We start from the raw sequence: 26,744 nt of genomic DNA on the forward strand, positions 1-26,744 counted from the left end.
AGCCTGTCTTTCTCTGTTCACGCCCGGCGCGCGGCACCGGATGAGAATGAATGAGGCCCGCGCACCGCAGCGGCGGGCCTGCAGATCCTGTAACAGGATCAGATTACCACTGGGAGGAAACTTCCCATTTGGCGATCAGTTCGTTCAGCGTGCCATCGTCTTTCATGGTCTGGATCGCCGCGTCGAACGTGCCGCGCAGGTCTCCGTCAGATTCCCGGAAGCCCATGCCAACGCCGCCGCCAAGTGCTTCGGATTTCTCCAGCATCACCAGGCCGTCGCCCACAACCGTGTCGAGGAAGCTTTTGTCGGCCAGAACCGCGTCAGCTTCGCCGTTGCGTACTGCTGCGACAGTTTCTTCGGGGGTGGCGAATTCGACCAGGGTCCAGCCCTGTTCGGCCACAAAGGCGGCCTGAATGGTGGTCGCCTGGGCCGCAATCACGCCGCTTGCCAGGTCAACTTCTGCCGACTGGGCAACATAGGCGGACGGATCCGGCGGGGTGTAGGGCTGGGTGAAATCAATGACTTCGTCGCGCTCGTCGGTGATCGACATGCCGGCGATGATGGTGTCGTAGTTGCCGGAAACCAGGTTCGGAATGATCGAATCCCAGTCGTTTTTCACCCACTCGCAGGTCAGTTCGGCACGCTTGCACAGCTCATCGCCCAATTCGCGCTCAAAGCCGTCGATCTCGCCTGCGTCATTAACGAAGTTCCACGGCGCATAGGCGCCTTCGGTGCCCAGGCGCACGGTGTCCGCCAGGCCCATGCCTGCGGTCAGCGCCAGGGCGGCGGTGCCAAGGATCAGTGATTTCATGTATTTACTCCCGTTCTGTTTGGTTTTGGGTCTGTTTGTTATTGCTTATTGGCCGTGCCGGGTCGAGGACAGGAATGCCCTCAGCCGCGGTGAGCGGGTGTTGCCGAACAATTCGTCCGGCGAACCTTCTTCTTCGATCAGCCCCTGGTGCAGGAACACGATGTGGCTGGAAACATCCGCCGCCATGTTCATGTCATGGGTCACGATCAGCATGGTGCGGCCCTCGGCGGCGAGGTCCTTGATCACCTTGACAACTTCCTGTTCCAGCTCGGGATCAAGCGCAGACGTGGGCTCGTCGAACAGCAGTGCTTCGGGTTCCATGCACAGCCCGCGGGCAATTGCGGCGCGCTGCTGCTGGCCGCCCGACAGCTGCGCCGGGTAGACATCGCATTTGTCGCCGATGCCGACCTTTGCCAGATAGTGGCGGGCTTTTTCTTCGACCTCTGCCCTGTCGCGGCCCAGCACGGTGACCGGCGCCTCCATCACATTCTGCAGGATGGTCATATGGGCCCACAGGTTGAACTGCTGGAACACCATCGACAGATTGGTGCGGATGCGCAGGACCTGTTTGGCGTCCGCCGGGCGGCGGTTCAATCCCTGGCCCGACCAGGTGATCGGCTCATCCTTGAACCGGATTTCGCCTTGCTGGCTGTCTTCCAGCAGGTTGCAGCAGCGCAGCAGGGTAGACTTGCCTGATCCCGAAGACCCGATCAGCGAGACCACGTCGCCCTTGTGGGCGGTGATATCAACGCCTTTGATCACTTCCAGCTCGCCATAGGATTTATGCAGGCCGCGGATTTGCAGAACGGGCGAAGTATCGGTCAAGGTGTCTTTGTCCCTGTAAGTGGAAATTCGTTCTTATTGGACCGAAAAAAAGACCGAATGCAACGTTCAAACCGCACAAGCCGGAACCGCAGGCGCCGAAATGACCGGATGAGCCGCCATTTCGGAAGGGGGCGCTGCGTCAGTTACGCAGCACGGATGCGCTGTTCGGTCAGCACCGGGCCGGGCGGTGTCGGCACCGCCAGGTAGTCGCTGGGGGCAAACCGCACCAGCCCTTTCAAATGCAAAAGGGTTTTGCTGTCTTCGTCCAGCGCGCGGATTGCAGCTTCGATGGCAGCAAACAGCGCCTGCGGGTCCTGGTCCAGGGCGGTGATGTAGGGCAGGGTCGGGGTTGGCTCAGTGCGTTCAATTTCGGTCAGCCCTTCGGCGAACCCGTCGTGCGTCTTGACCAGTTCCCAGGTCAGCGCGTCCAGGGCCGCAAAATCGGCCCGGCCCTCGGCAACGGCTTGCGCCGACAGGCTGTGGCCGCCGGTTTCCAGCAGCGCACCTGGCAGGATGCTGCGGTCGTGCAGATGCACCATCGGTGCGGCCCAACCGGATTGCGACAACCCTTCATTGTAAGCAAAGCGGCGCCCGGCAAAGGCAGACAGCGGCCGGCCCGCGTCCGCGCTGCGGGCAATAAAGACGCTGTTGTAATAACCTGCCGGGCAGCCCGGCAGGCCGTAGTCCGGGGTGCCCACCAGCTCCACCTCGCCATATAGCCGGGTGCGGTACGGGCAGCCGCAGGTCTGTGACAGCAGCAGCTCCGGCGATTTCCAGACCTCCCAGAAATCGGCGCCACGGGTCAGCTGTTCCGGCCCGCGGCCCAGTTGCGCGCGGATCAATGCCCAGAACCGGTCGTTGGCCGCAGCCGTTTCCGGACGGTCGTACATTCCAAGATGAGCAATCATAAAGCAGCCTCTGCCCGTTTGCGCGCCATTGCGCTATCCACATCCGAAACTCCCAGCAGACTGGCGGACAGCCGCAGCAGAGCATCTTCATTTGCATCGCGGTGGCCATCGGCCAGGGCCACCTGCCACAGCGCCTCAATCACACCCGTGCGGTCCTCATAAGCCACGGCGTCCTTGATCGCGCGGGTGAAGCGCACGGTGTCAGGCGCCTCGGCCTCCATCGCTTCAGCCTGTTCGCGCAGGATCAGCGCCCCGCCGGTGTCCAGCCGGTAGCGGGTGGACAGAATCCGGTCAATCCGGTCCTTCTCGACTTCAGAGTAATTGTGGTCCGAGCGGGCAATCCGCACCAGCAGCGCGGTCAGGGCAAGCCGCGCACCCTCATCATCCAGCGGCGCGGGCGCAGGTTCCAGCAATCGCTGCAGAAGCTCCTTGAACATCAGGTTTCCTCCGCTGTGCCGCTGAATTTCCCGACCGCGCGAGCGCGGGCTTTTTGGCTGTCGGCATAAGACAGGCCCATCGCTTTGCGGGCCTCTTCGACGATGGTGACTTCGCCCGCGTGCTCGTTGCCGTCGGCCAGCACCACCTCCCACAGCGCGTCCATCGCGGCCAGCCGTTCCTCCAGCCCGGTGGTCTCGCGGATCAGCCGCCCGAAGGTGTCGGTTTCCGGCGCCGCAGCATGCAGCTTTTCGCAGGTGGCGCGCACCTTGGCGGCCTCGATCGCGTTGTGCTGGTAGAGCCGGGCCAGGATCCGGTCGATCAGGCTGATTTCCTCCAGCTGGTAATCGCGGTCGGACTGCGCCACCCGCACCAGCAGGGCACCCAGGGCCAATTCGGCATCCGGGTCCGGCAATCCGGGGCGCTCAGTCGGGCGGAACGCTTGGAAGAATTTCTTAAGCAGCGGCATCAGCAGACCTCGGTCAAAGCGGCTGGGCGGGCGGGTTAACCGCCGTACCCTTCGATGATTTGCATATCACCCGACGAGACCAGATCGCGAAAGGCCTTGGCGTCCTGATAAGCCATGGAAACATAGCAGGCTTTTGCAGTTTCGAAATCCTTGAATTCAAGGACAACAGTGCGCGAGCGGAACGCGCCTTCGTGCACCTCGCGCTCGCCGCCGCGTATCAGGAACTTTGCACCGAACTCGGCCAGCACCGGTTTGGCTGCATTCTTGTAGTCCTCATAGCGTTCCATGTCCTGCACATCCACATGGGCCACCCAGTATCCTTTGGGCATGGGCTGCAGCCTCCCTTCTTTTTATGGTTGAGTGCAGGCTGATACAAAAGCGCGGCAATGACAATGGGGCGGTTGTTAAGAATTTCCCCGTTCCGCGGGAATTTGCGCCCGGTTCAAGGGTTTGCCACGGAATGCAAAACGCCCGCCGGAGAGGGCGGGCGTTTGAAACATGCTTAACAGGCGGCTCAGCCGATCTCAGCCAGGCGCGCCAGGGCTTCCTTGACCTTGGCTTCCTCTTCCTCGCGCAGGCTCAGGTTCTCGCGGGCTTCGGCAACCACATCTTCCGGGGCCGAGGCCGCGAATTTCGGGTTGTTCAGCCGCCCGCGCAGCCCCCCCAGCTCTTTGGCGAGCTTACCCAGCGTTTTCTCCAGCCGCGCCTTTTCAGCATCGACGTCGATCACATCCGCCAGCGGCAGGCCAAAGGCGGCACCGGGTGCAGCAACAGACGCGCAGCCCTTGGGGAAACTCTCGACCTGCTCCAGCGAAGTGATGCGGGCCAGTTTCTGGATCATCGCCTCGTTCTTCTGCCAGGCATTGCGCGCCTGATCAGAGAATTCGGTCACCACCATCGGGATCTTGGCGCCCGCCGGCACATGCATCTGCGCGCGGGTGGAGCGGATGTTTTCAATCGCGGTGATCACCCAGTTCATCTCGGCGTCGGCCTCGGCGTTGACCAGCTCGGTGCCGTAGGCCGGCCAGTCTTCATGCACCAGCATGTTGCCGCGTTTGGCGGTGTTGCCCCATAGCTCCTCGGTGATGAAGGGCATGATCGGGTGCAGCAGGATCATGCATTGATCCAGCACCCAGCCGAGCGTCTGGCGGGTCTCGGCGATCACCGCCTCATCTTCCGAGCCGAACAGCGGTTTCGACAGCTCGATATACCAGTCGCAGACCTTGCCCCAGGTAAAGGCATAAAGCGCATTGGCCGCGTCGTTAAAGCGGTAGGCCTCCAGTGCTGCGTCGACTTCGACACGCACCTTGGCGGTCTCACCAATGATCCACTGGTTTACGGCTGCCGATGCATCCGGGCAGTCAAAGGCCGGGGTGTTCTCGTCATAGACGTTGTTGAAATGGGCAAAGTTCACCGCATTCCACAGTTTGGTGCCAAAGTTCCGGTAGCCCTTGAGGCGCTCCATATCCAGCTTCAGCACGCCGCCAAGCGCGGCCATCGCAGCCGAGGAAAAGCGCAGCGCGTCGGCGCCGAATTCGTCGATGATCTCCAGCGGGTCCACCACGTTTCCGGTGGATTTCGACATCTTCTTGCCCTTGGCGTCGCGCACCAGCCCGTGCAGGTAGACGGTGTCAAACGGGATCTGATCGACCACCGCCAGCTGCATCATCATCATCCGGGCAACCCAGAAGAACAGGATGTCCTGACCGGTGACAAGGGTCGAGGTCGGGAAGTATTTCTGCATCTCCGCCGTGTCTTCCGGCCAGCCCAGCGTGCCAATCGGCCAGAGACCGGAGGAGAACCAGGTGTCGAGGACGTCGGGGTCGCGTCGAAGAATGATGTGTGGAGCAGAGGAAAGGTCAGCCTGCGCGGAAAGGCCTCCACCAATTGCGCCTAAATCAACAGGCTTACCCGAGTCCTTCATTGCTTCTGTGACGATGAGTTTCTTGAAACCCAGCTTCTGATAAGCAGCTTGTAGGGCTTCTTCTTCTGTCGCCGCACAAAACATCTCTTCGAGGTCTTCCTCGGCGCCGTCGTCAACGGCGACCGCGAACCAAACCGGGATCTGATGGCCCCACCACAACTGGCGCGAGATGCACCAGGGTTCGATGTTTTCCAGCCAGTGGTAATAGGTCTTCTCGCCCGATTCCGGCAGGATCTTCACATCGCCATTGCGCACGGCGTCCAGCGCCGGACCGACAACCTTTTCCGCGTCCACAAACCACTGGTCGGTCAGCATCGGCTCGATCACAACCTTGGAGCGGTCGCCAAAGGGCTGCATGATCGGCTTGTTCTCGACGTAAGGCTCCAGCACCTGAACGTCTTCACCGCTTTCCGGATCGGTCTTGGCGACGGTCTGCATCACCGCCAGGCCTTCGCTGGTGATCTGCTCCACCACCAGTTTGCGCGCCTCGAACCGGTCCAGCCCGCGCAGGTCGTCAGGAACGAGGTTGACGGCATCAGCCTCGTTCTCGGTCAGGGTCTGCTCGTCCTTGGCCACGGCCATGGCGATGCCTGCGGCCTCGTCATAGGGCGCGCCGTCGGCCCGCATCTGGCCCTTGGTGTCCATCAGGCGGTACATCGGAATCCGTGCGCGCTTGGCAACCTGATAGTCGTTAAAGTCATGCGCGCCGGTGATCTTCACCGCACCCGAGCCAAAGTCCTTGTCCGGGTACTCATCAGTGATGATCGGGATCAGGCGGCGCTGCCCCTTGGGCCCCACCGGGATTTCACACAGCATGCCAACGATGGGCGCATACCGCTCGTCTGAGGGATGCACGGCGACCGCACCGTCGCCCAGCATGGTCTCGGGCCGGGTGGTGGCGATGGAGATGTAATTGCGTTCCTCGCGGAAGGTCACATTGCCGTCTTCATCTTTCTCCAAGTACTCATATGTCGCACCATTTGCGAGCAGGTATTTGAAGTGCCACATATGGCCCGCGACTTCCAGGTTTTCGACTTCAAGGTCCGAGATTGCGGTCTCGAAATGCGGGTCCCAGTTGACCAGCCGCTTGCCGCGGTAGATCAGCCCCTTGTTGTACATCTCCACAAAGACCTTGATCACGGCGTCGTGGAAGTTGGGGGAGTTTTCGTGCCCCGTCCGCGTGTCGCCATGGGCGCCCGCCATGGTGAAGGCCGTGCGGGAGAAATCGCAGGACGCGCCGAGGCGTTTCAGCTGCTCAACAATGGTGCCGCCGGACTTCTCTTTCCATTCCCAGACCTTCTCCAGGAATTTCTCGCGGCCCAATTCGCGGCGCGAGGGCTGTTGGGTCTTGGCCAGTTCCCGCTCAACAACCATTTGGGTGGCGATACCCGCATGGTCGGTGCCGGGCTGCCAAAGGGTGTCGAACCCCTGCATACGCTTCCAGCGGATCAGGATATCCTGCAGGGTGTTGTTGAAGGCATGGCCCATGTGCAGAACACCGGTCACATTCGGCGGCGGGATCATGATGCAATAGGCGGAGGCCTCTGGCTTGGCATTGGCGCCGGCCTTGAAACAGCCCGCTTCTTCCCAGGCCTTGTAAAGGCGGCTTTCGGCTTCCGCCGCGTTGAACGTCTTTTCCATCGCCATCGCTTTGATCCCTCATGCAAGTGGCCGATCAATTACCCAATGGCGGCAGGAAGGGGAAGGCGGATTTTGCCGCAAGTGTCCCGTCTGCGGCTGGCAGAGCGCCATTGGGTATTTAAGACCAGAAAGAAGCGGTAAGATTCCGTTAACTGGAATCACGGCACTCTCCTTATGCGGTACAGGCTGGGGAGCCGATGACCGCACCAGGAAGAAGCTGCCCTCGCTCCTGGCAGGATTATCCCTTGGCGGACGGACGGCCAGCGGGTTAGGGCGCTTCGATCGCTGCTTCTTTCTGGTCCCAAATACCCAAATTCCGCGCCGGAGGCGCTAAAGCCTGCGCGCGCCCATTGGGTGCGCTCCGCTTTGCTCCGGTTACAGCTTGTCCTGTGCTTCGTGCAGTTTCTCCAGTTCGCCTTCGTGCATGAAGATCGCCTGCGCCTAAAATGGGAACTTCCTGGCGCGAACTTCCGACTGGAATTCCTGCCGCGCTTCCACCTTCTCCAGGTACATCTGGTTATGCGGCCGGCCCAGGCTGCCGCACCAATGGCTGAGCGACGGCACCAGACCCATATGCACCTGCACCGGGATGCCTCTCTTGGCGGGCATTTCGGCTACGCCTTAGGAGCAGTTGGTGAAATACATTTCGGCGCCGTTTCCATACAGGTGATGGCGTGGCGCATGATCTCGTTCTTGGTGGTGAATTGCCTCCAATTCATCGCGGCGCCGGCAAAGCGGCCGGGTGCGGTTTCGCGCGCCATGTCCAGATGCACGTCCCACAGAGTCTGAAGATTGATACCCGCATTAACGCAGGTCTGGATTCCGGTCTCGTTGGCCGGGTTGCACATGGTCGAAGGTTCACCGGTTTTCTTCAAGCCGATCAGATCCTTGACGATGTATTTGCGCTGCGCCGGGCGGTGGCTGAAGATGTAGATGTTCTTTATCGTTTTTCCCTGTCTTCAAATAGGGGAGCCGGGCCGCCCGTTTTGAATTCTGAGTGCCCGGTGGTGTGTGCCGTGGTGCGGAGTTACTCTGACGCCCAGATCTTGCGCCGGCGTTCCTTTACCATTTCGTTGCCTTCATCGGTGCCGTCGTGGAAAGTGTCGAACCACTCGTCCCATGGTGTCTCCCAGGTGCCGTAGTTGCAGTCGAAGAACCGGTGGTGCAGCTGGTGGAAGAAATCGCCAACCAGGAACTTGGCCTTGTTGCCGAATTTCACATGCTCAAACCCGGCGTGCGAGGTCGGGGCGCCGATGCCGTGGTGGAACAAGAGGAAGATCGCCAGAACCGGGTGCGAGGGCAGCAGGAAGAAAATCATCGTGTCGAACATCAGAAAGAAGCTTTCGACCGGGTGCATCGCCAGGCCGGACCACGGGCCGGTGTTGATGTTGCGGTGATGCCAGGCGTGCACCCTGGTATAAAGCACGCCCACGTGCAGCAGCCGGTGCAGCCAGTAAAAATGAAAGCCTGCCCAGACCGGGATGAAGATGGTCATCAGGATCATGGTGACGGGGTTGCTCTCCAGTGTGATCATCGTGATCCAGCCGCTTGCATAGGCATAAAGGATGAAGCTCTCCCAGAAGGTCCAGAAGGCAAGCGCCGGGCCAAGGGTCCAGAACATATTGTCCCAGACCTGGTTCTTGAAGGTGAACACCTTGGCGCCTTTCATCATCGGGCGCATGTCATAACGGTAGTCGTCGTTTTGCGTGCGGAACCTCCACAGCGCCAAGTGCAGCCCGCCGGCCACCACCATGAGGATGCAGAAATTGCGCAGCCAGATCTCAAACACCCAATCCCAGCTGAGCGTGGCAATCCGGTCCAGTGACGGGGTGAAGAATGTCCAGGTGACAATGGCAAAGACAAGAAGAAATGCCCGCAGTGCCAGAGGGTTCCAGCTTTGCAGCAGGTATTTGATCGCGGCCAGCGGCCTCAATGGCCAGTCCCAATAGGGGGAGGTCTGGATCGGCAGCTGGGGGGTGAAGTTCCAAATCTTGCGTTTGGGGCGCGGTGTGCTGGCGGGACGTGTCATGTCTCGTCTCTCATGTGGCTTGTGGAGGAGCGGCCGGAGCCGCGGCTGTTCGCTGCTGAAAACCCTAGTCCGGGCCAAGGCAATCCCAGCACGGTATGTCTTGCCGGTCAGGATAAGTTCTGCTTAGCCTGTGCGCATGACGGCCCGGATACCCTCTCTCAACTGGCTGCGCGTGTTTGAAGCGGCGGCGCGCACCGAAAGCTTTGCCCGTGCGGCAGCGCAGCTGAACATGTCGGCGGCTGCAGTCAGCCAGCAAGTGAAAGCGCTGGAGGCGCAGCTGGGCACGCCGCTGTTTCACCGCCATGCCCATGCGGTGACATTGACCGAGGCCGGGCGGGCGTATCTGCCCTCGGTTCAGCAGTCGCTGCTTATGCTGGAAACAGCCACGACCGGCCTGTTTGGCGAAAGCCGCGAGCAGCGGCTGTTTGTGCAGTCGGTGCTGCTGTTTGCCCATGGGGTGCTGGCGCGGGGCCTGCCGCAGTTCCAGGCGGTGCACAGCCAAATCAACCTGGCGCTCAGCACCGGCAATATGGCGGCGGATTTTGCCAACCGGTTCACCGATTTGCAGATCGTATTCGGCAATCCGTCGCTGTTCGGCACCGAAGGGGACGAGCTATTGCGCGAGGTGCTGTATCCGGTGGCTCCGCCAGAGATTGCGGCTCAGGTCCGGACCCCGCAGGATCTGTTCCGCTTTCCGCTGATTGAAGTCTCGACCCATCGGGCCAGCTGGGTGCAGCTGTTCGGGGCCTTGCGGCTCTCGCACGGGCAGGCGCGCTATTTCTTTGCCGACAACTCCCTGATGGCGGCAGAGCTGTCGGCGCAGGGTATGGGGATTGCGCTGGCGCGCGCACCTGCGTCGGACGCGGCGGTCAGCGCAGGCGGACTGGTGCGCTGCCTGCCGGACGTCGCGGTGCCGGGGCAGGAGGCCTACCACCTGATCTATCCCGACCGCGGCGCCCTGCGCCCGGCAGCACGGCTGTTCCGGGACTGGCTGCTGGAGTACGTGCGCACCGTCTGACCCTTACTGCCCGGTCCGGTCCAGTTTTGTCGCCAGATGGATCAGGCTCTCAGAGGAACGCACGCCACGGGCCTCGGCGATGTGGTCGATGGTGTTGTCAAGCTCGGTCGTGCTTTGCGCCACCACCTGAGCCAGAAGATCAAACCGTCCTGAGGTTGTATGCACGACCTCAACTCCAGGCAGGCTGCGCAGGCGGGCGAGCACCTCAGGCCCCGAGCGCGGCTCAATCGACATCAGCACCGTGGCTTGCAGCGGCGGGCGGGAGGCGGCGGAGGATTTAAGCGTATAGCCTGTAATCACCCCGGTTGTTTCCAGCCGTTCGATCCGCGCCTGTACCGTGGTGCGGGCCAGCCCCAGATGCCGGGCAAGCTCCGCCACCGGACGGCGGGCGTTTTCCCGCAACAGGGTGACAAGACGCTGATCAGTATCGTCGGTTTGCATGTTGTTCCTGCGATTTGACGTCAATTCTCGTCACTATAGGAAAAGTGACGAGCGGAATCGACGGAAATTTGTCGGAAAATATGCAAAACAAACGAGGCTTTTCCTGATGCAGCAAATTCCACCGCTTTGGCTTTCCCCTGAATCCCACCTGGCCCGCAGTGCACCGGATCACCCGATCCTGTATTTCTCGCCGCGGGTATTGCACGAGGTTGCGGGGCGTTTTCAGCGGGGGTTTCCAGGGCTGGTGACCTATGCGGTGAAGGCCAACCCGCACCCTGCCGTGCTGTCCAATCTGGTGGCGGCGGGGATCACTGCATTTGATGTCGCTTCGCCTGCGGAAATGGCAGCTGTGCGTGCCGCCAGCCCTGATGCGGTGATGCATTACAACAACCCGATGCGCTCCACTGCCGAAGTCGCGGCGGGGATCGAACATGGTGTCGCCAGCTGGTCGGTGGATGAGCTGAGCGAGTTGGAAAAACTGGCCGCAGTGCCGCGCTCTTGCGAGATTGCGGTGCGCTTTGCCTTGCCGGTGGCCGGTGCGGCCTATGATTTTGGCAGCAAGTTCGGCGCAGCCCCGCAAGAAGCGATAGAGCTGTTGAAACAGGTGGCGGCGGATGGCTGGACGCCGGCGCTGTGTTTCCATCCGGGCACCCAGTGCGAGGATGAAAGCGCATGGGTGGAATATGTTCACGCTGCCAAGCGGATTGTGGATGCGGCAGGTGTGAAGATCGCTCGTCTCAATGCGGGCGGCGGTTTTGCAGCCAACCGGGATGGTGTGGCGCCGGATCTGGAGAAGGTCTTTGCCGCTATCAGTCAGGCCGCGGACACGGCATTTGGCACAGACAAGCCCACGCTGATCTGCGAGCCGGGCCGGGCGATGGTCTCCGAAAGCTTCACATTGGCGGCCCGTATCAAGGGGATGCGCAAAGGCGGCGAGGTGGTGTTCCTGAATGACGGAATCTATGGCGGGTTGGTGGATATCCGCGACATGGGGCTGCCGGGCCGGGTGGAAGTTGTCGGGGGGGATGGCGCCCATCGCACAGGCGCGCGTAAACCGCGTGTGGTGTTCGGGCCCACTTGTGACAGCCTGGACCGTTTGCCGGACGGGCTGCCGCTGCCCGGTGATGCCGCAACCGGCGACTATGTGCTGTTCCCGGGGCTGGGCGCCTATTCTTCCGCCATGAGCACGCAATTCAACGGCTACGGCCTGTCTGACGTGGCGACGGTGATCGAGCTGTCTGGACAAGCCGCCCGCTGAGGTTAGTCTCGCCCCCGGAACGCCAGCCAGCGCGAACAAGGGGGCAAGCATGGACAAATTCGGTAAAAGCCAGCCGGTAAAACGGGTTGAGGATCTGCGGTTTCTGACCGGTCAGGGGCAGTACATCGAGGATGCGGCCCCGGCGGATGCCCTGCGCGCCTGGGTATTGCGCAGCCCGGTGGCGCATGGCGTGATCACGGCGCTGAACGTTGAGGACGCGCGCGCAGCTGAGGGCGTCCATGCGGTGATCACCCTGGCGGATCTTGAGGCGGCCGGCCTTGATGTCTCCATGGATGGCACCACTGTGAAGAACCGGGATGGCTCCAGCGGCGCCGCACCGGAACGGCCGATGCTGGCGCGGGACCGCGTGCGCTATGTGGGGGAACCGGTGGCGGTGGTCATTGCCGAAACGCTGGACCAGGCCCGCGATGCAGGAGAGCTGATCGAGCTGGATATCGACGATCTGCCTGCGAAGATGGACGTCTTGCCGGGCGGTCAGACGCTGCATTCGGAGGCACCGGACAATCGCGCCTTTGATTGGGGTTTGGGGGATGAGGCGGCAACGGCTGAGGCGTTCCGCACTGCGGCGCATACCGTTGCACTGCAGGTCGATGACAACCGGATCATCGTCAACTCGATGGAGCCGCGCGGCTGCTTTGCCGAATGGCATGGCGGGCGGCTGCATTTCACCTTTGGCGGGCAAGGGGTTTGGGCGATCAAATCACAGCTGGCGGCCAAGATGCGGCTGGATGAGGCCGACGTCAAAGTCACGATCCCGGATGTGGGCGGCGGCTTTGGCATGAAGGCTTTTCCCTACCCGGAATACTTCGTCATTTCCCAGGCCGCCCGCGCGCTGGGCCGCCCGGTGTTCTGGATCGCCGACCGGACCGAGTCGATGCTGAGCGACAACGGCGGGCGCGATCTGACCTCTCTGGCGGAACTGGCCTTTGATGCGGATCTGAAAATCACCGCATACAGGGTCAGCACCCGGTGCAACCTCGGCGCCTATAACTCCCACTTCGGTCAGCCAATCCAGACCCAGCTGTTCAGCCGGGTGCTGGCGGGCGTCTATGACATCCAGACTGCTTGGCTGCAGGTAGAGGGGATATACACCAACACCACCCAGGTGGATGCATATCGCGGCGCCGGGCGGCCCGAGGCGATCTATGTGCTGGAACGGGCGATGGACCGCGCCGCGCGGGAACTGGGTGTGGACCCGCTGGAGCTGCGGCGGCGCAATTTCATCAAACCGGCGGCCTTCCCCTATGGCACCGTGACCGGAGAGACCTATGACGTCGGCGACTTCGACAAAGTTCTGAGCCGGGCTGCGGATGAGGCGGATCTGAAGGGATTCGCCGCCCGCCGCGCCGCAGATGGTAAACGCGGCAAGTACCGGGGCGTTGGGGTCTGTTACTATATTGAAAGCATTTTGGGCGATCCTTCAGAAGGCGCGGAAGTGGAGTTTCTGGAGGGTGGCCGGGTGAATATATATGTCGGCACGCAAAGCAACGGGCAGGGGCATGAAACCGTCTATGCCCGGTTCCTGGCCGACCAAAGCGGTATCCCGGCGGAAAACATCCATGTCATCCAAGGCGACAGTGACCGCATCGCCACGGGCGGCGGCACCGGCGGGTCGCGGTCTGTGACAACACAGGCAAACGCCACGCTGGCCGCAGTGGATACGATGATTGCCGCCTTCATCCCCTTCCTGGCGGAGGAAATGGGGGTGAAGGAAGACAAAGTGGAGTTTGACGGCGAAACCTTCCGGGCTCCGGGATCGAACCTGACCCCGACGATGCTGGAAGCGGCAGAGATGGCCCGCGCGCAAGGCCGGCTTGATCTGCAGCGTCACGCCGCGCGGGCCCGGCTGCCGGGGCGCTCGTTTCCGAACGGCGCACATATTGCCGAAATTGTTATTGATCCGGAGACTGGGCAATCCGACGTCGTGCGCTACACTGTAGTTGACGATTTTGGTAATTTGATCAACCCGATGCTGGCCGAAGGGCAGGTGCATGGCGGGGTGGCGCAGGGGCTGGGACAGGCCATGCTGGAACGTGTTGTCTATGATTCTGACGGACAACTGCTCACAGCTTCGTTCATGGACTATGCCTTGCCGCGGGCCAACGGCGTCCCCATGATTGGTTTTACCTCCGAGCCTGTGCCGTCGACACAGAACCCGATGGGGATGAAGGGCTGCGGCGAGGCAGGCACCGTTGGCGCGCTGGCCGCTGTTGCAAATGCGGTGCAGGACGCGGTCTGGGACTGTGGCGTGCGGCAAGTGGACATGCCGTTCACCCCGCTGAGAGTTTGGGAAGTGCTTAGGGATGTTTCTGACGCAGCTGAGTAAGAAGGTTCTAGGGTGGCTTGGACGGCCGCTGCGCTCGGAACACTCCGGCGAAACCAAGCTGCGCGGGCCGCATGCCCATGTGATCATCCTGGACGGCACCATGTCGACGCTGGAAGAAGGGCATGAAACCCATGCCGGCCAGCTGTTCCGTCTGTGCCGCGAAATGGGCGGACAGGTCTCGGTCTTTTATGAATCCGGTGTTCAGTGGAAAGGCTGGGGCAGCGCCCCCGATGTGATGATGGGGCGCGGCATCAACCGTCAGATCCGCCGGGCCTATGGCTATCTTGCCTCGCGTTACCGGCCCGGCGACCGGATTTATCTGTTCGGCTATTCGCGCGGCGCCTATGCGGTGCGCTCGCTTGCCGGGGTGATCGACCGGATCGGCCTGCTGAAGGCGGAACATGCGACCGTGCGCAATATCCGCACCGCGTACCGGCATTACCGGCTGAACGGGCGGTCGAAGACGTCGAGTGCATTTACGGCAGCGCATTGCCACGAAGACATCGAGATTGAAATGGTCGGCGCGTGGGATACGGTCAAGGCTTTGGGGCTGCGCCTGCCGCTGCTGTGGCGCTGGGCGGAGAACCGGCATAACTTCCACAACCACCACCTGGGCCACCATGTCAAAAGCGGTTACCACGCGCTGGCGCTGGACGAGACACGCGATGTTTTCAAACCAGTGTTGTGGGATTGCCCCAAGGACTGGGGCGGGCATGTGGAGCAGGTCTGGTTCCGCGGCGCCCATGGTGACGTCGGCGGCCAGCTTGGCGGCTATGAGGAAGCCCGGCCCAAGGCCAACGTCTCTTTGGTGTGGATGCTGGAAAAGGCCGAAGACCGCGGTTTGCCGCTGCCGCTGGATTGGCGGATGCGGTTTCCGGTCGATCCCAAGGCGCCGTCTGTCGGCACCTGGCGCGGCTGGGGCAAGATTTTCCTGCTGCGCAGCCGCCGCCGGGTTGGTTTGGACGGCAGCGAGCGTTTGCACAGCAGTGTCGATGGCGGCAAACAGGAAGCTGCCGCAGCTGGCGGCTGGCTGGCTATGTTTTCGAAGACCTGACACCTCGGCGCAGCGGGGGAACACCTGAGCCAGTCATCCGGGCCCCTGTGCAAAGCCGGTCCGGGATGAATACCGGGCCTAGGCGGCAATAACTATCAGCCGGCAGCTGCCCGCCGGTCAAACTCCCGGCGCAGCCGTTTCAGTGACAGCCACACAATCAGTTTGTGGGCCGGCCGGACCGGGATCATGTAAACCCGGCCAAACAGATTATGTGTTTTGACGGAGGACGTCACTGACACAACTCCGCTGCTGGAGGAAACACAGGTCATGACATCCAAATGCCGGTCCCGGACCGTGAGGGTCATCACTTCATCCGACAGGGCCTCTACCAGAAAGAAATCCAGCTTGTCGCCCGTTTGCACTGCCGCTTTTGGTGCCCGGGAAATGCCGCCGATGCGTTTAACCCCGAAGCATGCGGAAATGGCGTCGCGCAGCCGGAAGGCCAGCTTGATGCCCGGCAAAGGCTTTGCGTGCATGATGTTCCAGGCCTCCAGCGGCGTGACAGGCGCCGGCAGAACAACGGATTGGGTATCCAGAAAATCCAGCTCCTTGGCGGGGGCAAGGATTTGAATGCGGGCTGTGGCGGCCCGGCCGAGACTGTTTGGCGGCATGATCAGCCCTCTATTGGGTTTTCCGGGTGGCCTGCTGGAGCATAGACGGATGAAGGCGGCGGGCAAGCCCGGAAGGCGTTTACGCCAATAGGTCAGCCCGCGGCGATCTTCATCACAATGCAGGTGGTGGAGCCGGTGGCATAGAGGCGTCCGTCTTCAATTCCTCGGATTTCGCCATGCGCCACTCCGGTGGACCGTCCCACGTGGTCGATGCTGCCGCTGCAGTCGATGGCGGTGCCCAGCGGGATCGCCCGCAGGATGTTGATCTTGTATTCCAGCGTTGTGTAGACCGACCCGGCAGGCACCTTGGTCATCACCGCACAGGCCATGGCGCTGTCCAGAAGTGTGCCGTACCAGCCGCCGTGCACAGTGCCCATCGGGTTGCAGACGGGGAATTCCGGCGTGCCGCGAAACACAATCCGGCCGTCTTCGACGCTGTGCAGATGATACCCCAGCGTTTCGGCAATCGGGGGGCCGGGCAGGCGGCCGTCCAGGATACCCTGCATGAAGTCCAGACCGGAAATCCGGGTGATCTGCTCCACTGTCAGCAGGTCGGCGGGTTTTTCAGCATAATACATAGCGCGCGGGTCCTTGGCGGGGATGTACCCTCCATTTGAAACCGCGCGCCGGAGCCCGCAAGGCTTACGCCACGTTCTGAAGCGAGACCTTGGGGGTGACGCCCAGGGCAAAGCAGACATCCCGGGTCAGTTCAGGGCGGTTCAGCGTGTAGAAATGCAGCTTGTCGACGCCGCCCTCCAGCAGGTCCGAACACAGTTCGGTGCAAATCGCCGTGGCCAGCAATTCCTCGCGGTCATCGCGCAGCGCCTTTTCAAAAGCGTTCTCAACCCAATCGGGGATGATGGTGCCGCAGCGCTTGGCAAAGTTGCGCGCCCCTTTCCAGTTCTCGATCGGCAGGATGCCGGGGGTCAGCTTGCTGCCATCGATCCCGGCCTTTTCGCAGGCATCGCGGAAGCGGAAGAAAGTCTCGGCCTCGAAGAAGAACTGGGTCAGCGCTTCATTCGCGCCGGCGTCCAGCTTGCGCTTCAGCCACTCCACGTCCGCCGCCTGATCCGCAGCTTCCGGGTGGCGGTCCGGGTAGGCGCCGACCTTGATGTTGAAATTGCCGCGCAACGCCAGCCCTTTGATCAGCTCCACCGAATTGGCAAAACCGTCGGGATGCGGGATGAACTTGCCTTCGCCCTTGGGCGCATCGCCGCGCAGGGCGACGATCTCGGTCACGCCGGCTTCGGCAAACTGGTCGGCGATCTCCAGCGTTTCGGCCTTGGAAGCATTCACGCAGGTCAGATGCGCCGCCACGTTCAGGCCGGAGGATTTGTGCAAAGTCGCAACTGCGTCGCGGGTCAGGGTGCGGGTGGTGCCGCCTGCGCCATAGGTCACGGACACAAACCGCGGGTCCATCGGGGCGAGGACTTGCACGGTGTCCCAAAGCCGGAAGGAGGCTTCGAGATTTTGCGGCGGAAAGAATTCAAAGGAAATCTTGGGCGTCGTCATCTCAGGTCTCTCGCTAGGTTGATTTCAGCTCTTGTTGCATGTGCAGCATTGTGAGACAATTTCATAATCCTCAAGAACAACATGAGCACAATTGAAGAATGCATATTGAGTTCCGTCACCTCCGCACCATCAAGGCCATTCACGAGGCTGGCGGGCTGGCCCGCGCCGCGGATCAGCTGAACATCACCCAAAGCGCGCTGAGCCATCAGGTGAAGGGTCTGGAGGAACAGGCGGGGGTCGAGCTGTTTATCCGCCGGTCCAAGCCGATGAAACTGTCACCGGCGGGTCTGCGTCTGTTGCGGCTGGCCGAGCAGGTTTTGCCGCAACTTGCGGCAGCACAAGCGGAATTTTCCTCTTTGCGGGATGGCAATACCGGACGGATGCACATCGCCATCGAATGCCACGCTTGTTTTGAATGGCTGTTTCCGGTGCTGGAGGGGTTCCGCAAGAACTGGGGCGATGTGGATGTGGATATCCGCCCCGGCCTGGCCTTTGATGCCTTGCCCGCGCTGCAAAAGGAGGAGGTGGATCTGGTGGTCTCCTCCGATCCCGAGGACATCGCCGGCGTCGAATTTATTGAGTTGTTTGATTACAATGCTGTGTTTGTTGCCTCGGCCCAGCACCCTCTCGCGGAGAAACCGTTTGTCGAGGCTGCGGATTTCATCGGTCAGAACCTGATCACCTACCCGGTGGAGAAGACCCGGCTGGATGTGTTCAGCCAGCTGCTGATCCCGGCGGGAGTGGAACCTGCGTCGATCCGCCAGGTTGAGCTGACAGCGGTGATCCTGCTGCTGGTGGCGTCAAACCGCGGTGTGTCGGTGCTGCCGGACTGGGTGGTGCGGGAGGTGAAGTACTCGTCGGATTATGTGACCCGGCCGCTGACCAAATCGGGGATCACCCGCAGGCTGTATGCGGCGATCCGGGCGGAGGACCGCGGGAAACCTTACATGCAGGAGCTGATCCGCCTGGCCAAGGTCGAGGCGCGTAAGCTGCAGCATGTTTGACAAGGCGCGGAGCGGCCGGGCGCCGTTCCGGCTTCCGTGCCCGCTCCGCGCGGTTGCGTGATACTGTCAGCGCTGCGCCTGGCCTTAGACCAGTTTAACGATCTGCTTGCCGGTATTGCCGCCCTGCATCATCGACAGGAAGGTTTTGGGCGCGTTCTCCAACCCCTCGGCGATGTCTTCCAGATACTTGATCCCGCCGCTGGCGATCTTGGGCGCGACCTCTTGCAGGAATTCCGGATAGCGGTCGTAGTGGTTGAAGATGATGAAACCATTCACCGACAGGAACCTGGTCAGCACCGAGCGCCAGATAGCGGGGGCGGTCAGATCGGTTTCGGCGCTGTTGTACCAGGCGATCATGCCGCAGACCGGGATCCGGCCATGGGGGTTCATCAAGGGCAGCACGGCCTCCAGCACCTTGCCGCCAACGTTCTCATAGTAGATGTCGATGCCGTCCGGGCATTCAGCGGCCAGTGCCGCGTTCAGCGCTCCGGCATCCGCATAGGCACGGTGGTCCAGGCAGGCATCAAAGCCGAAGGTTTCAACCGCCAGCTTGCACTTGTCTGCACCACCCGCAACGCCAACCACGCGCAGGCCTACCTGTTTCGCCAGCTGACCAACCATTGACCCCACCGGGCCGGTGGCAGCCGCGACCACCAAGGTTTCACCCGCCTGCGGGCGGCCATAGGCGTCCAAGCCATGCCAAGCGGTAAACCCCGGCATGCCGAGAGCGCCGAGCGCGGTGGTGAGCGGCGCCATCTGCGGGTCCAGCTTGCGGAGCTCTGAGGCGCGGGCGCAGGCATGGCTGGCCCAGCCGAACATGCCCAGGGCAAAGTCGCCGGGAGCAAACTCCGGACTGTTTGAGGTAATCACTTCGCCAACACCGCCCGCGGTCATGGTTTCCCCGATTTCGACCGGCGGGGCATAGGATTTGCCCGCGTTCATGCGGCCGCGCATATAGGGGTCCAGCGACATATAATGAACTTTTACAACCACTTCACCTTCGCCGGGTTGGGGCATGTCTGCAGCCTCAAGGCGGAAATTGTCTTCACTGGCCTGGCCTTCGGGGCGGCTGGCCAGCACGATACGCTGCATCTGGTCGGGCATGGGATTGTTCCTTGATCTGATTGCGTTGGAGTTTGGGCGCCGCAACACAGGAATTCAACCGCTCAGGCAGCTGTAACCGGGCGTCAGGCCCGTAACCCTCAATGCGGCAAAGCCCCTTGGCAACTGCGGGCAGGGGGCGTATAGGCACGGTTTGACCGGCATCTCCCCGACGTGACAGGATACTGCAGACATGATTGGCAGCGCAAACCTCAATGTGATGATCAAGGCCGCCCGCAAGGCCGGCCGTTCCCTGGTGAAAGACTTCCGCGAGGTGGAGAACCTGCAGGTGTCGATGAAAGGTGCCGGCGATTTTGTCTCCAAGGCCGACATCGCCGCTGAAAAGATCATCAAGGACGATCTGCGCAATGCGCGCCCGACCTATGGCTGGCTGGCCGAAGAGGGTGGCGAGGAAGACGGCGAGGATCCGACCCGCCGCTGGATCGTCGACCCGCTGGACGGCACCACCAACTTTCTGCACGGGCTGCCGCATTGGGCGATCTCGATCGCGCTGGAGCATAAGGGCAAGATCGTTGCGGGCGTTGTTTATGACGCCGCCAAGGACGAGATGTTCTTTGCTGAAAAGGGTGCTGGCGCCTGGATGAACGACACCCGTATCCGCGTGTCGGGCCGTCACCGGATGATTGAGTCCATTTTCGCAACCGGTGTGCCGTTCGGCGGCCGTGCCGACCTGCCGCTGACTCTGCAGGACCTGGCCCGCCTGATGCCTGCCTGCGCTGGTGTGCGCCGCTGGGGTTCTGCCGCGCTGGACATGGCATATGTGGCTGCGGGCCGTTACGAGGGCTTCTGGGAACGCCGCCTGAACGCCTGGGATCTGGCCGCAGGCATCATCATCGTGAAAGAAGCCGGCGGCTTTGCCGAGGCAATCGACCCCGAGGCAGGTATTATCGACAGCGGTTCTGTGGTGTGCTCGAACGAGCCGATCTTTGATAGCTTCGCCAAGGTGATCCGCGGCTGAACCACCGCGGAGCTTTGAGTACCGGAAACGCGGCCTTTGGGCCGCGTTTTCTGTTTCGCCTGGCCGATCGGGCGCTGCCCTCAGCGTGTTAAACTACTGATCCGACGGATGGTTCACCCCGTCGTTCCAGGGGATCTCTCCATAGGTTTCCGGATGGGTCCGTGGGTTTGCTCCCTCGATACAGCCCAGATTGACGCCGCATTCCTTGGGATCTGAACGGCGCTGGTGATGGGTGTAGATGCCGCAAGTCTTGCAGAAATAGTGTTTCGCCGTGTGGCTGCCCCAGGTGTAAAGGCTGAGGTTCCCGGCCCCTTTCAGCACCTTCAGGCTGGCGGCAATGGCGGTCACGGCAGCCGCCCCGCGGCGGCGGCAAAATGAACAGTCGCAGCGCGCAGCCGAGGCGAGGCCTTCAGGAAACTCTGCCTCGATCTCAATAGCGCCGCAGTGGCAGGTGGCTTTCAGGTGTTCCATATCACTTCCTGTACTGGACACAGCTTTTCGCGGCCCTACATCCCTGACATCCCGGTCTTCTTCAGGGGGGAGGAGAATCGGGTTAGAGCGGCCTGTATTACTTTTAGATTATTATCACAGCAGGCCGCTCGACGACCAAATGCCCTGCTTTTTTTACTGGATACAGCAAACCAGCCATTTTCGCAGGTCTGCGATGCGGTTCAATTTCGGGCTGGTCAAGCCGGTCGCTGAAAGTGCCAGCGATTCATTGCAGATCGCTGGCGGCTTATCTGGCCGCGCCGATGCAGCAGGTCAGCTGTTGCTTCTTAAGGACTGGCTAAACTGCCGCCCTCCTTCTATTTTCCCCAAGGCCCCGGATTGCGCTTCTTGCGCGGCAGCTTGGGGATGCGGCTGGCGGCATATTCATACTCGTTCTCCGGATGCGGCGGCTGGCCATGGGTCTTGTTCCAGAACGCCGGGCCACCGCGCCGCAGCCACAGGGGCAGGCACAGGACCAGACCCACCGCAAAACCGCCGGCATGGGCCCAATAGGCAACGCCGCCCTGATCGGGATCAGCGCCGAGCCCGCCGAAGAACTGCATCGCCAGCCAGACGCCCAGCATCACAAAAGCGGGGATCGTGAAGATGCGGAAATAGATGATCAGCACCAGCAGGATATCGACGCGGGCCTTGGGGAACATCAACAGGTAGCCGCCCATGACGCCCGCAATGGCGCCGGAAGCCCCCACCGTGGGCACCATGGACCCGGGCGCCGAATAGACATGTATCAGCCCGGCGCCGATACCGCTGGCAAGGTAGAAGACAAGGAAGGGGAGGTGGCCCATCTCATCCTCCAGATTATCACCGAAGATCCACAGGAACAGCATGTTGCCGCCCAGATGCATCAGCCCTGCGTGGATGAACATTGAGGTGAACAGGGTCTCGAACCCGTAGCCGTGGCTGATCTCGGCCGGCACCACCGCGTAGGCGTCATAGAAAAAGGCCAACGCGCGGGGGCTGGCATAGCTCACCGTGTAGTAGACATAGGCCAGGATATTCGCCGCCATCAGCGCATAGACGACATAGGGCCTGCGGCCGGACGGGTTGTGGTCGCGGATCGGAAACATGGGGGAACGCTGGGCCGGAAACGGCCCAGCGTCAAGCACTTATCGGGCGCAGTTCAGGCGTTTCCGCCGAGCAGATCCGCGTTGCCGCCGGAGGCGGTGGTATCGACGCAGACGTGGCGTTCAGCCAGGACGCGGGCGCGGTCGGGCTTGCCGGGGATCAGCGGGATGATCGGACCGTCGCGCTTGGCCAGCCACTGCTCTATCTCGCGGCCTGTCGCCTCGTCGCCCCACCACAGCACGCCCGCAATGCCCTGGATCGCCTCCAGCCGGTGCAGGTCGAACATGCCATGCGCCTCAATCGCGGTGCCGCCGAGGCTGATCACTTCCTTGGCCTGTTCCGCCGCAGCCTCGGGGCCCGGTCCCATGCACAACAGCGGCGGGCGGGCCGAGACGGTCAGGCGGTTCGATTCCCCGGTCGGGCCGGGCAGGGAGGTGGTCACGGCGCGCGCAGGCACGCCGCTTTCCCCGGGCAGTTCGGCAAAGGTGGTCTCCCACACTGCGTTGCTTTGCTGACGGTCCGGCGCGCAGAAACGGCTGAGGTAATAGGGGCCGCCGGCCTTGGGGCCGGTGCCCGACAGACCCTCGCCACCGAATGGCTGGCTGCCGACAATGGCGCCGATCTGGTTGCGGTTCACATAGATGTTGCCCGCATGGACCCGGTCGCAGACATGCTGCACCCTGTCGTCGATCCGGGTGTGCAGCCCGAAGGTCAGCCCGTAACCGGTTGCATTGATGTCGGAAATCACCTGATCCAACTGCTGGGATTTAAACCGCACAACATGCAGAACGGGGCCAAAGATCTCTTCTTCCAGCGCGCTGATGCCGGGGATTGCGATCATTGTGGGGGCCACAAAGGTGCCGCCTTGCGGCGCGCGCATTTCCTTCAGGACGCGGCCCTCAGCGCGGGCCTTGGCGACATGGGCCAGGATGCCTGCGCGGGCGCCTTCGTCAATCACCGGTCCGCTGTCAGTCGACAGATGCCAGGGATCATCCAGATGCAGGCAATCCATCGCGCCTTTCAGCATTTTCAGCACGGTGTCGGCGATGTCCTCCTGCAGGTATAGGCAGCGCAGCGCCGAGCAGCGCTGGCCGGCCGACTGAAAGGCGCTTTCGATCACAGCCTGCACGGTCTGTTCCGGCAGCGCGGTGGAGTCGACGATCATCGCGTTCAGACCGCCGGTTTCCGCAATCAGCGGCGCGCCGGGCTGCAGGTTGTCGGCCATCGCCTTGCGGATACGCATCGCTGTTGCGGTAGAGCCGGTGAAGGCGACGCCATTGACCCGCGGGTCCGATGTGATGGCGGCACCAACCACGCTGCCGCGGCCCGGCACCAGCTGCATGGCTGCGCGCGGCACGCCTGCCTCATGCATCAGCTGTACGGCGCGGTGGGCGATCAGCGGGGTCTGGTCGGCGGGTTTGGCCAATACGGCGTTGCCTGCGGCAAGTGCTGCCGCAACCTGTCCGGTGAAGATCGCCAGCGGGAAGTTCCAGGGCGAGATGCAGGTGAAAATGCCCGCAGGCGGCGCGTCAGAAATGCGGGACGCATAATAGCGCAGAAAATCCACCGCCTCGCGCAGTTCGGCCACAGCATCGGGGATGGTTTTGCCGGCTTCGCGGGCGAGGATGGCAAACAGCTCGCCGAAGTTTTCCTCATAGAGGTCGGCAGCCTTGTTCAGGATCGCGGTGCGTTCCGCAGCCGGAGCATCCCAAGGGTCGGCCAGCGCCAGCGCCAGCTCGACATCCTCGGGGCTGCATTGGCTGACGGTGCCGGTTACGCTCAGGTCGGCGGGGTTGGTCACATCCTTGGCAGTCTCGGGGCGGGCATCGCCTGCCAGCAGCGGCCCGGCCTGCCACCGGTGCGTGCGCCAGGGCGCGCGGGCTTCTTCAATAGCGGCCAGCGTCGGCGCGTGGCCCAGGTCGAAGCCTTTGGAATTCGGGCGCTCGGGCGCGTAGAGCTCAGGCCCGGTCGGGATCTTGCGGCTGATATCGGCAACTGCCGCGAAGGGGTCCGCAGCGACAATATCCGGCGAGACATTCTCGTCCACGATCTGGTTCACAAATGAGCTGTTGGCGCCGTTTTCCAGCAGGCGGCGCACCAGATAGGCCAGCAAATCGCGGTGGGCGCCAACCGGCGCATAAATCCGGCAGTTGGTCTTGTTCTGCTCCAGCACCATCTGGTGCAGGGTTTCACCCATGCCGTGCAGGCGCTGGAATTCGTATGTTGCGCTGTCCTTGTCCGCAGCCATATGCAGGATCGCCGAGACAGTATGCGCATTATGGGTGGCGAACTGCGGGTAAATCCGGTCCGTCATCCCCAGCAGTTTGCGCGCGTTGGAGATATAAGAGACATCGGTCAGCGCCTTGTTGGTGAACACCGGGAACCCATCGACGCCTTCGACTTGCGCCAGTTTGATCTCGGTATCCCAATAAGCGCCTTTGACCAGCCGCACCATAAAGCGGCGGTCGTAAGTCTCAGCCATTTCATGCAGCGCGTCGATGGCCAGCCCGGTGCGCGGGCCATAGGCCTGCACCACCACGCCAAACCCGTCCCAGCCGGCCAAAGAGGGGTCCGAGACCACGGCGCCGATTACCTCCAGCGACAGCGACAGACGGTCGGCCTCCTCGGCGTCGATGTTAAGGCCCATTTTCGCCGCCTTAGCCAGCAGTGCCAGCGCCTTCAGCCGCGGCACCAGATGCTCCATCACGCTGCTTTCCTGCGCCAGCTCGTAGCGCGGGTGCAGAGCAGAGAGTTTCACCGAAATGCCGGGGTTCTTGCGGATGTCGTCGCTGTTGCAGGCAGCGGCAATGGCCGAGATCGCCTTGGAATAGGACAGGTGATAGCGAGCTGCGTCAGCCTCGGTCCGGGCGGCCTCGCCCAGCATGTCGTAGGAGTAAGTGTAACCTTTGGCTTCCATCCCAGCTGCCCGGTCCATCGCGCTTTCGATGGTTTCACCCAGCACGAACTGGCGGCCCATCTCCTTCATCGCACGGCTGACGGCGGTGCGGATCACCGGCTCGCCCAGACGCTTGATGGCGCCGCGCAGGGCACCGATGGGGCTGCGTTCCTCGTCCAGCACCTTGCCGGTCAGCATCAAGGCCCAGGTCGAGGCATTGACCAGCGAAGAGGTGGACTTGCCCAGATGCTTGCCCCAGTCGGAGGGCGCAATCTTGTCCTCGATCAGCGCATCAATGGTGTCGGCATCCGGCACCCGCAGCAGCGCCTCAGCGAGGCACATCAGCGCGACCCCTTCATCGGTCGACAGCCCGTATTCGGCAAGGAACACCTCCATAAGGCCCGGCGCCGAATGGCCGCGGATATCGCGCACGAGGGCAGCAGCACTGGAACAGATCCGGGCGCGGTCGGTGTCAGACAGGGCCGCCTGGACAATCAGCTGGTCACGCACCGCGGTTTGGTCGGCATAGGTGCCGGCATCGATCCGGTGGCGCAGTTTTGGTTGGGTGGTCATGCGGGGAACTCCACAAAAGGGTGTGCAGGGCTTTTGCTTAGGATACACCCTTTCTTGCGGGACAATCGCCTGAAAATGGGGGATACACAGGCGAAAGCGGGAAAAATACGAAAGGTAGAAGTGCAAATGAACTTTCCTGACCTGGATCGGTTCGACCGGGCGATTCTGAATGTGCTGAGTGAGGACGGCCGGATCTCCATTGCCGATCTGGCCCGCAAAATCGGTCTGTCGAAAACACCCACCCAGACCCGGCTCAGGCGGCTGGAGGCGGAGGGGATCATTACCGGCTACCGCGCCCTGGTGGATCCGATCCGGCTGGGTCTGGATCACGTCGCCTTTGTCGAGGTAAAACTGGACGACACCCGCGAGGCGGCGCTGGTCAAGTTCAACGCGGCGGTGGCGAAACTGCCGGAGATCGAACAGGCCTATATGATGGCGTCGCATTTCGACTACCTGCTGAAGGTGCGGACCCGTTCGATGACCGATTACCGGGCGGTGCTGGGTGAAAAGATTTCCTCGCTGCCGCATGTCGCCTCAACCTCGACCTATGTGGCGATGGAAGCGATAAAGGAAGACGGCGCACTGGCGCCTTTGTGAGGCAGAAGGAATACGCGCACGCGCAGTTGACTTGATTGAATGCCGAAATATGCCAGCATAGGCTCATGCTCTATGTATTGTTTCGCACACCGCCACGCTTTACTGGATTTGCTGCCGTCTTCGCCGCATTAACTATGGCCGCGCCTGTGCAGGCGTCCGATTGCCCGGCGGCGCCAGACCACAGCGCCCGGCTGGACGGCTTGCTGTTCGAGGTGCAGAAGGCCGCCACCGAAGATCAGGCGCGTGAAATTGCCAACCGGATGTGGGAGTTCTGGGCCGATGCGCCGGATGCGCAGGCCCAGGCGATGCTTGACCGCGGGATGACAAGGCGCACGTCCTTTGATTTTCTGGGGGCTTTGGAGGATCTCGATCAGCTGATCGCCTACTGCCCGGACTATGCCGAGGGCTACAACCAGCGCGCCTTTGTGCACTACCTGCGCCGGGATTTTGCCGCCGCCCTTCGTGATCTGGACCGGGCGCTGCATCTGTCGCCCCGCCATATTGCCGCGATGAGCGGACGGGCGCTGTCGCTTTACGGCCTGTCGCGCCTGGAGGAGGCGCGGGCAGCTTTGGCCGAGGCGCTGGCGTTGAACCCCTGGCTGCCAGAGCGTTATCTGGCTGACCCGGGCGGGCCATTGGCACCTGCAGGAGCGGGGGATACGGAATTGTAGCGGCGCCCGCACCGCGGGAAAAATTCCAGCAAAACGCTGAAAACCGATTGTCCGCATGAATTCAG

26 protein-coding genes are annotated in these 26,744 nt (G+C 62.0%); 8 read left to right on the forward strand and 18 right to left on the reverse strand.

Annotated features, from left to right (window positions below; translation table 11 throughout):
- Positions 1-103: 103 nt before the first annotated feature.
- From K3555_RS07110 to K3555_RS07155, 10 genes are all read right to left on the reverse strand, one after another.
- A complete protein-coding gene (locus K3555_RS07110; protein WP_260007936.1) occupies positions 104-811 on the reverse strand; it encodes a transporter substrate-binding domain-containing protein in 708 nt (235 codons plus the stop codon).
- Between the two features lie 45 nt (positions 812-856).
- On the reverse strand, positions 857-1,636 hold the full coding sequence (locus K3555_RS07115) for an ABC transporter ATP-binding protein (RefSeq protein ID WP_259998380.1): 780 nt from the start codon (positions 1,634-1,636) through the stop codon (positions 857-859).
- Positions 1,637-1,779: 143 nt separating this feature from the next.
- Positions 1,780-2,544, reverse strand: coding sequence for a phosphate/phosphite/phosphonate ABC transporter substrate-binding protein (locus K3555_RS07120; RefSeq protein WP_260007937.1), 765 nt, complete (start codon positions 2,542-2,544; stop codon positions 1,780-1,782).
- Positions 2,541-2,981 (reverse strand): TerB family tellurite resistance protein, encoded by a 441-nt coding sequence (locus K3555_RS07125; RefSeq protein WP_259991453.1) that lies wholly within the window; start codon positions 2,979-2,981, stop codon positions 2,541-2,543. Before K3555_RS07125 ends, K3555_RS07120 begins: the two co-directional genes overlap by 4 nt.
- A complete protein-coding gene (locus K3555_RS07130; protein WP_134831307.1) occupies positions 2,981-3,442 on the reverse strand; it encodes a TerB family tellurite resistance protein in 462 nt (153 codons plus the stop codon). Before K3555_RS07130 ends, K3555_RS07125 begins: the two co-directional genes overlap by 1 nt.
- 41 nt (positions 3,443-3,483) lie before the next feature.
- On the reverse strand, positions 3,484-3,777 hold the full coding sequence (locus tag K3555_RS07135; protein WP_260007938.1) for a DUF1330 domain-containing protein: 294 nt from the start codon (positions 3,775-3,777) through the stop codon (positions 3,484-3,486).
- 185 nt (positions 3,778-3,962) lie between these two features.
- Positions 3,963-7,019, reverse strand: coding sequence for a valine--tRNA ligase (locus tag K3555_RS07140; protein ID WP_260007939.1), 3,057 nt, complete (start codon positions 7,017-7,019; stop codon positions 3,963-3,965).
- Between the two features lie 435 nt (positions 7,020-7,454).
- On the reverse strand, positions 7,455-7,622 hold the full coding sequence (locus K3555_RS07145) for a hypothetical protein (protein WP_260007940.1): 168 nt from the start codon (positions 7,620-7,622) through the stop codon (positions 7,455-7,457).
- Positions 7,623-7,627: 5 nt separating this feature from the next.
- Complete coding sequence (locus K3555_RS07150; protein WP_260007941.1) at positions 7,628-7,888, reverse strand: hypothetical protein; 261 nt, start codon at positions 7,886-7,888, stop codon at positions 7,628-7,630.
- A 152-nt stretch (positions 7,889-8,040) separates the two neighbouring features.
- A complete protein-coding gene (locus K3555_RS07155; protein ID WP_260007942.1) occupies positions 8,041-9,042 on the reverse strand; it encodes a sterol desaturase family protein in 1,002 nt (333 codons plus the stop codon).
- A gap of 136 nt (positions 9,043-9,178) precedes the next feature.
- On the opposite strand from K3555_RS07155, the gene K3555_RS07160 reads away from it, so the two are divergent.
- Positions 9,179-10,060 carry a LysR family transcriptional regulator gene (locus K3555_RS07160; protein WP_260007944.1) on the forward strand — a complete coding sequence of 294 codons (882 nt, stop codon included), beginning with the start codon at positions 9,179-9,181 and terminating at the stop codon, positions 10,058-10,060.
- A 3-nt stretch (positions 10,061-10,063) separates the two neighbouring features.
- On the opposite strand, the gene K3555_RS07165 is transcribed toward K3555_RS07160, so the two are convergent.
- Complete coding sequence (locus K3555_RS07165; RefSeq protein WP_027259373.1) at positions 10,064-10,501, reverse strand: Lrp/AsnC family transcriptional regulator; 438 nt, start codon at positions 10,499-10,501, stop codon at positions 10,064-10,066.
- Between the two features lie 106 nt (positions 10,502-10,607).
- Here K3555_RS07165 and K3555_RS07170 point away from each other — a divergent pair, with 106 nt between their 5' ends.
- The 3 genes from K3555_RS07170 to K3555_RS07180 are packed head-to-tail and all read left to right on the forward strand — an operon-like array spanning position 10,608 to position 15,160.
- Complete coding sequence (locus K3555_RS07170) at positions 10,608-11,759, forward strand: type III PLP-dependent enzyme (RefSeq protein ID WP_260007945.1); 1,152 nt, start codon at positions 10,608-10,610, stop codon at positions 11,757-11,759.
- 49 nt (positions 11,760-11,808) lie between these two features.
- Complete coding sequence (locus K3555_RS07175; protein ID WP_260007946.1) at positions 11,809-14,106, forward strand: xanthine dehydrogenase family protein molybdopterin-binding subunit; 2,298 nt, start codon at positions 11,809-11,811, stop codon at positions 14,104-14,106.
- On the forward strand, positions 14,084-15,160 hold the full coding sequence (locus tag K3555_RS07180; protein ID WP_260007948.1) for a DUF2235 domain-containing protein: 1,077 nt from the start codon (positions 14,084-14,086) through the stop codon (positions 15,158-15,160). The genes K3555_RS07175 and K3555_RS07180 overlap by 23 nt, the downstream gene beginning before the upstream one ends.
- Before the next feature lie 95 nt (positions 15,161-15,255).
- Here the strand turns inward: K3555_RS07180 and K3555_RS07185 are convergent, their stop codons facing one another.
- From K3555_RS07185 to metF, 3 genes are all read right to left on the reverse strand, one after another.
- Positions 15,256-15,771: a DUF2867 domain-containing protein gene (locus K3555_RS07185; RefSeq protein ID WP_259991471.1), complete on the reverse strand. Its 516-nt coding sequence runs from the start codon at positions 15,769-15,771 to the stop codon at positions 15,256-15,258.
- 92 nt (positions 15,772-15,863) lie between these two features.
- On the reverse strand, positions 15,864-16,349 hold the full coding sequence (locus K3555_RS07190) for a PaaI family thioesterase (protein ID WP_259998398.1): 486 nt from the start codon (positions 16,347-16,349) through the stop codon (positions 15,864-15,866).
- A gap of 64 nt (positions 16,350-16,413) precedes the next feature.
- The gene (metF, locus tag K3555_RS07195; protein ID WP_259998400.1) at positions 16,414-17,283 is read right to left on the reverse strand and encodes a methylenetetrahydrofolate reductase [NAD(P)H]; all 870 of its coding nucleotides are present in this window, start codon (positions 17,281-17,283) and stop codon (positions 16,414-16,416) included.
- 98 nt (positions 17,284-17,381) lie between these two features.
- Here metF and K3555_RS07200 point away from each other — a divergent pair, with 98 nt between their 5' ends.
- Positions 17,382-18,287, forward strand: coding sequence for a LysR family transcriptional regulator (locus tag K3555_RS07200; protein WP_259991475.1), 906 nt, complete (start codon positions 17,382-17,384; stop codon positions 18,285-18,287).
- Between the two features lie 84 nt (positions 18,288-18,371).
- On the opposite strand, the gene K3555_RS07205 is transcribed toward K3555_RS07200, so the two are convergent.
- Positions 18,372-19,391 (reverse strand): NADP-dependent oxidoreductase, encoded by a 1,020-nt coding sequence (locus tag K3555_RS07205; protein ID WP_260007950.1) that lies wholly within the window; start codon positions 19,389-19,391, stop codon positions 18,372-18,374.
- 190 nt (positions 19,392-19,581) lie between these two features.
- Between K3555_RS07205 and K3555_RS07210 the strand changes: the two genes are divergently transcribed.
- Positions 19,582-20,367, forward strand: coding sequence for an inositol monophosphatase family protein (locus K3555_RS07210; RefSeq protein ID WP_129371244.1), 786 nt, complete (start codon positions 19,582-19,584; stop codon positions 20,365-20,367).
- Between the two features lie 93 nt (positions 20,368-20,460).
- Here the strand turns inward: K3555_RS07210 and K3555_RS07215 are convergent, their stop codons facing one another.
- From K3555_RS07215 to putA, 3 genes are all read right to left on the reverse strand, one after another.
- Positions 20,461-20,838, reverse strand: a complete 378-nt coding sequence (locus tag K3555_RS07215) for a GFA family protein (RefSeq protein WP_259991479.1) — start codon at positions 20,836-20,838, stop codon at positions 20,461-20,463.
- A 335-nt stretch (positions 20,839-21,173) separates the two neighbouring features.
- A complete protein-coding gene (locus K3555_RS07220) occupies positions 21,174-21,944 on the reverse strand; it encodes a rhomboid family intramembrane serine protease (protein WP_260007952.1) in 771 nt (256 codons plus the stop codon).
- Positions 21,945-21,997: 53 nt separating this feature from the next.
- Entirely contained in the window at positions 21,998-25,411 is a 3,414-nt protein-coding gene (gene putA / locus K3555_RS07225; protein ID WP_260007954.1) for a bifunctional proline dehydrogenase/L-glutamate gamma-semialdehyde dehydrogenase PutA, read from the reverse strand.
- A gap of 126 nt (positions 25,412-25,537) precedes the next feature.
- Here putA and K3555_RS07230 point away from each other — a divergent pair, with 126 nt between their 5' ends.
- Positions 25,538-26,008, forward strand: a complete 471-nt coding sequence (locus K3555_RS07230) for an Lrp/AsnC family transcriptional regulator (protein ID WP_260007955.1) — start codon at positions 25,538-25,540, stop codon at positions 26,006-26,008.
- Between the two features lie 65 nt (positions 26,009-26,073).
- Positions 26,074-26,679, forward strand: a complete 606-nt coding sequence (locus K3555_RS07235; protein ID WP_409201678.1) for a tetratricopeptide repeat protein — start codon at positions 26,074-26,076, stop codon at positions 26,677-26,679.
- Positions 26,680-26,744: the final 65 nt, after the last annotated feature.

It is taken from the genome of Leisingera sp. M527, assembly GCF_025141525.1.
Taxonomy (GTDB): domain Bacteria; phylum Pseudomonadota; class Alphaproteobacteria; order Rhodobacterales; family Rhodobacteraceae; genus Leisingera.

Coding starts and splice junctions, on each gene's coding strand:
- K3555_RS07190 (WP_259998398.1), bottom strand. CDS start 16,349: ATGTATTATGCTGAAAAACCCGCCGACCTGCTGACAGTGGAGCAGATC.
- putA (WP_260007954.1), bottom strand. CDS start 25,411: ATGACCACCCAACCAAAACTGCGCCACCGGATCGATGCCGGCACCTAT.
- K3555_RS07205 (WP_260007950.1), bottom strand. CDS start 19,391: ATGCCCGACCAGATGCAGCGTATCGTGCTGGCCAGCCGCCCCGAAGGC.
- K3555_RS07125 (WP_259991453.1), bottom strand. CDS start 2,981: ATGTTCAAGGAGCTTCTGCAGCGATTGCTGGAACCTGCGCCCGCGCCG.
- K3555_RS07215 (WP_259991479.1), bottom strand. CDS start 20,838: ATGGAACACCTGAAAGCCACCTGCCACTGCGGCGCTATTGAGATCGAG.
- K3555_RS07210 (WP_129371244.1), top strand. CDS start 19,582: ATGATTGGCAGCGCAAACCTCAATGTGATGATCAAGGCCGCCCGCAAG.
- K3555_RS07135 (WP_260007938.1), bottom strand. CDS start 3,777: ATGCCCAAAGGATACTGGGTGGCCCATGTGGATGTGCAGGACATGGAA.
- K3555_RS07110 (WP_260007936.1), bottom strand. CDS start 811: ATGAAATCACTGATCCTTGGCACCGCCGCCCTGGCGCTGACCGCAGGC.
- K3555_RS07230 (WP_260007955.1), top strand. CDS start 25,538: ATGAACTTTCCTGACCTGGATCGGTTCGACCGGGCGATTCTGAATGTG.
- K3555_RS07220 (WP_260007952.1), bottom strand. CDS start 21,944: ATGTTTCCGATCCGCGACCACAACCCGTCCGGCCGCAGGCCCTATGTC.
- K3555_RS07120 (WP_260007937.1), bottom strand. CDS start 2,544: ATGATTGCTCATCTTGGAATGTACGACCGTCCGGAAACGGCTGCGGCC.
- metF (WP_259998400.1), bottom strand. CDS start 17,283: ATGACGACGCCCAAGATTTCCTTTGAATTCTTTCCGCCGCAAAATCTC.
- K3555_RS07145 (WP_260007940.1), bottom strand. CDS start 7,622: ATGCCCGCCAAGAGAGGCATCCCGGTGCAGGTGCATATGGGTCTGGTG.
- K3555_RS07165 (WP_027259373.1), bottom strand. CDS start 10,501: ATGCAAACCGACGATACTGATCAGCGTCTTGTCACCCTGTTGCGGGAA.
- K3555_RS07180 (WP_260007948.1), top strand. CDS start 14,084: ATGTTTCTGACGCAGCTGAGTAAGAAGGTTCTAGGGTGGCTTGGACGG.
- K3555_RS07170 (WP_260007945.1), top strand. CDS start 10,608: ATGCAGCAAATTCCACCGCTTTGGCTTTCCCCTGAATCCCACCTGGCC.
- K3555_RS07175 (WP_260007946.1), top strand. CDS start 11,809: ATGGACAAATTCGGTAAAAGCCAGCCGGTAAAACGGGTTGAGGATCTG.
- K3555_RS07200 (WP_259991475.1), top strand. CDS start 17,382: ATGCATATTGAGTTCCGTCACCTCCGCACCATCAAGGCCATTCACGAG.
- K3555_RS07140 (WP_260007939.1), bottom strand. CDS start 7,019: ATGGCGATGGAAAAGACGTTCAACGCGGCGGAAGCCGAAAGCCGCCTT.
- K3555_RS07160 (WP_260007944.1), top strand. CDS start 9,179: ATGACGGCCCGGATACCCTCTCTCAACTGGCTGCGCGTGTTTGAAGCG.
- K3555_RS07185 (WP_259991471.1), bottom strand. CDS start 15,771: ATGCCGCCAAACAGTCTCGGCCGGGCCGCCACAGCCCGCATTCAAATC.
- K3555_RS07155 (WP_260007942.1), bottom strand. CDS start 9,042: ATGACACGTCCCGCCAGCACACCGCGCCCCAAACGCAAGATTTGGAAC.
- K3555_RS07235 (WP_409201678.1), top strand. CDS start 26,074: ATGCTCTATGTATTGTTTCGCACACCGCCACGCTTTACTGGATTTGCT.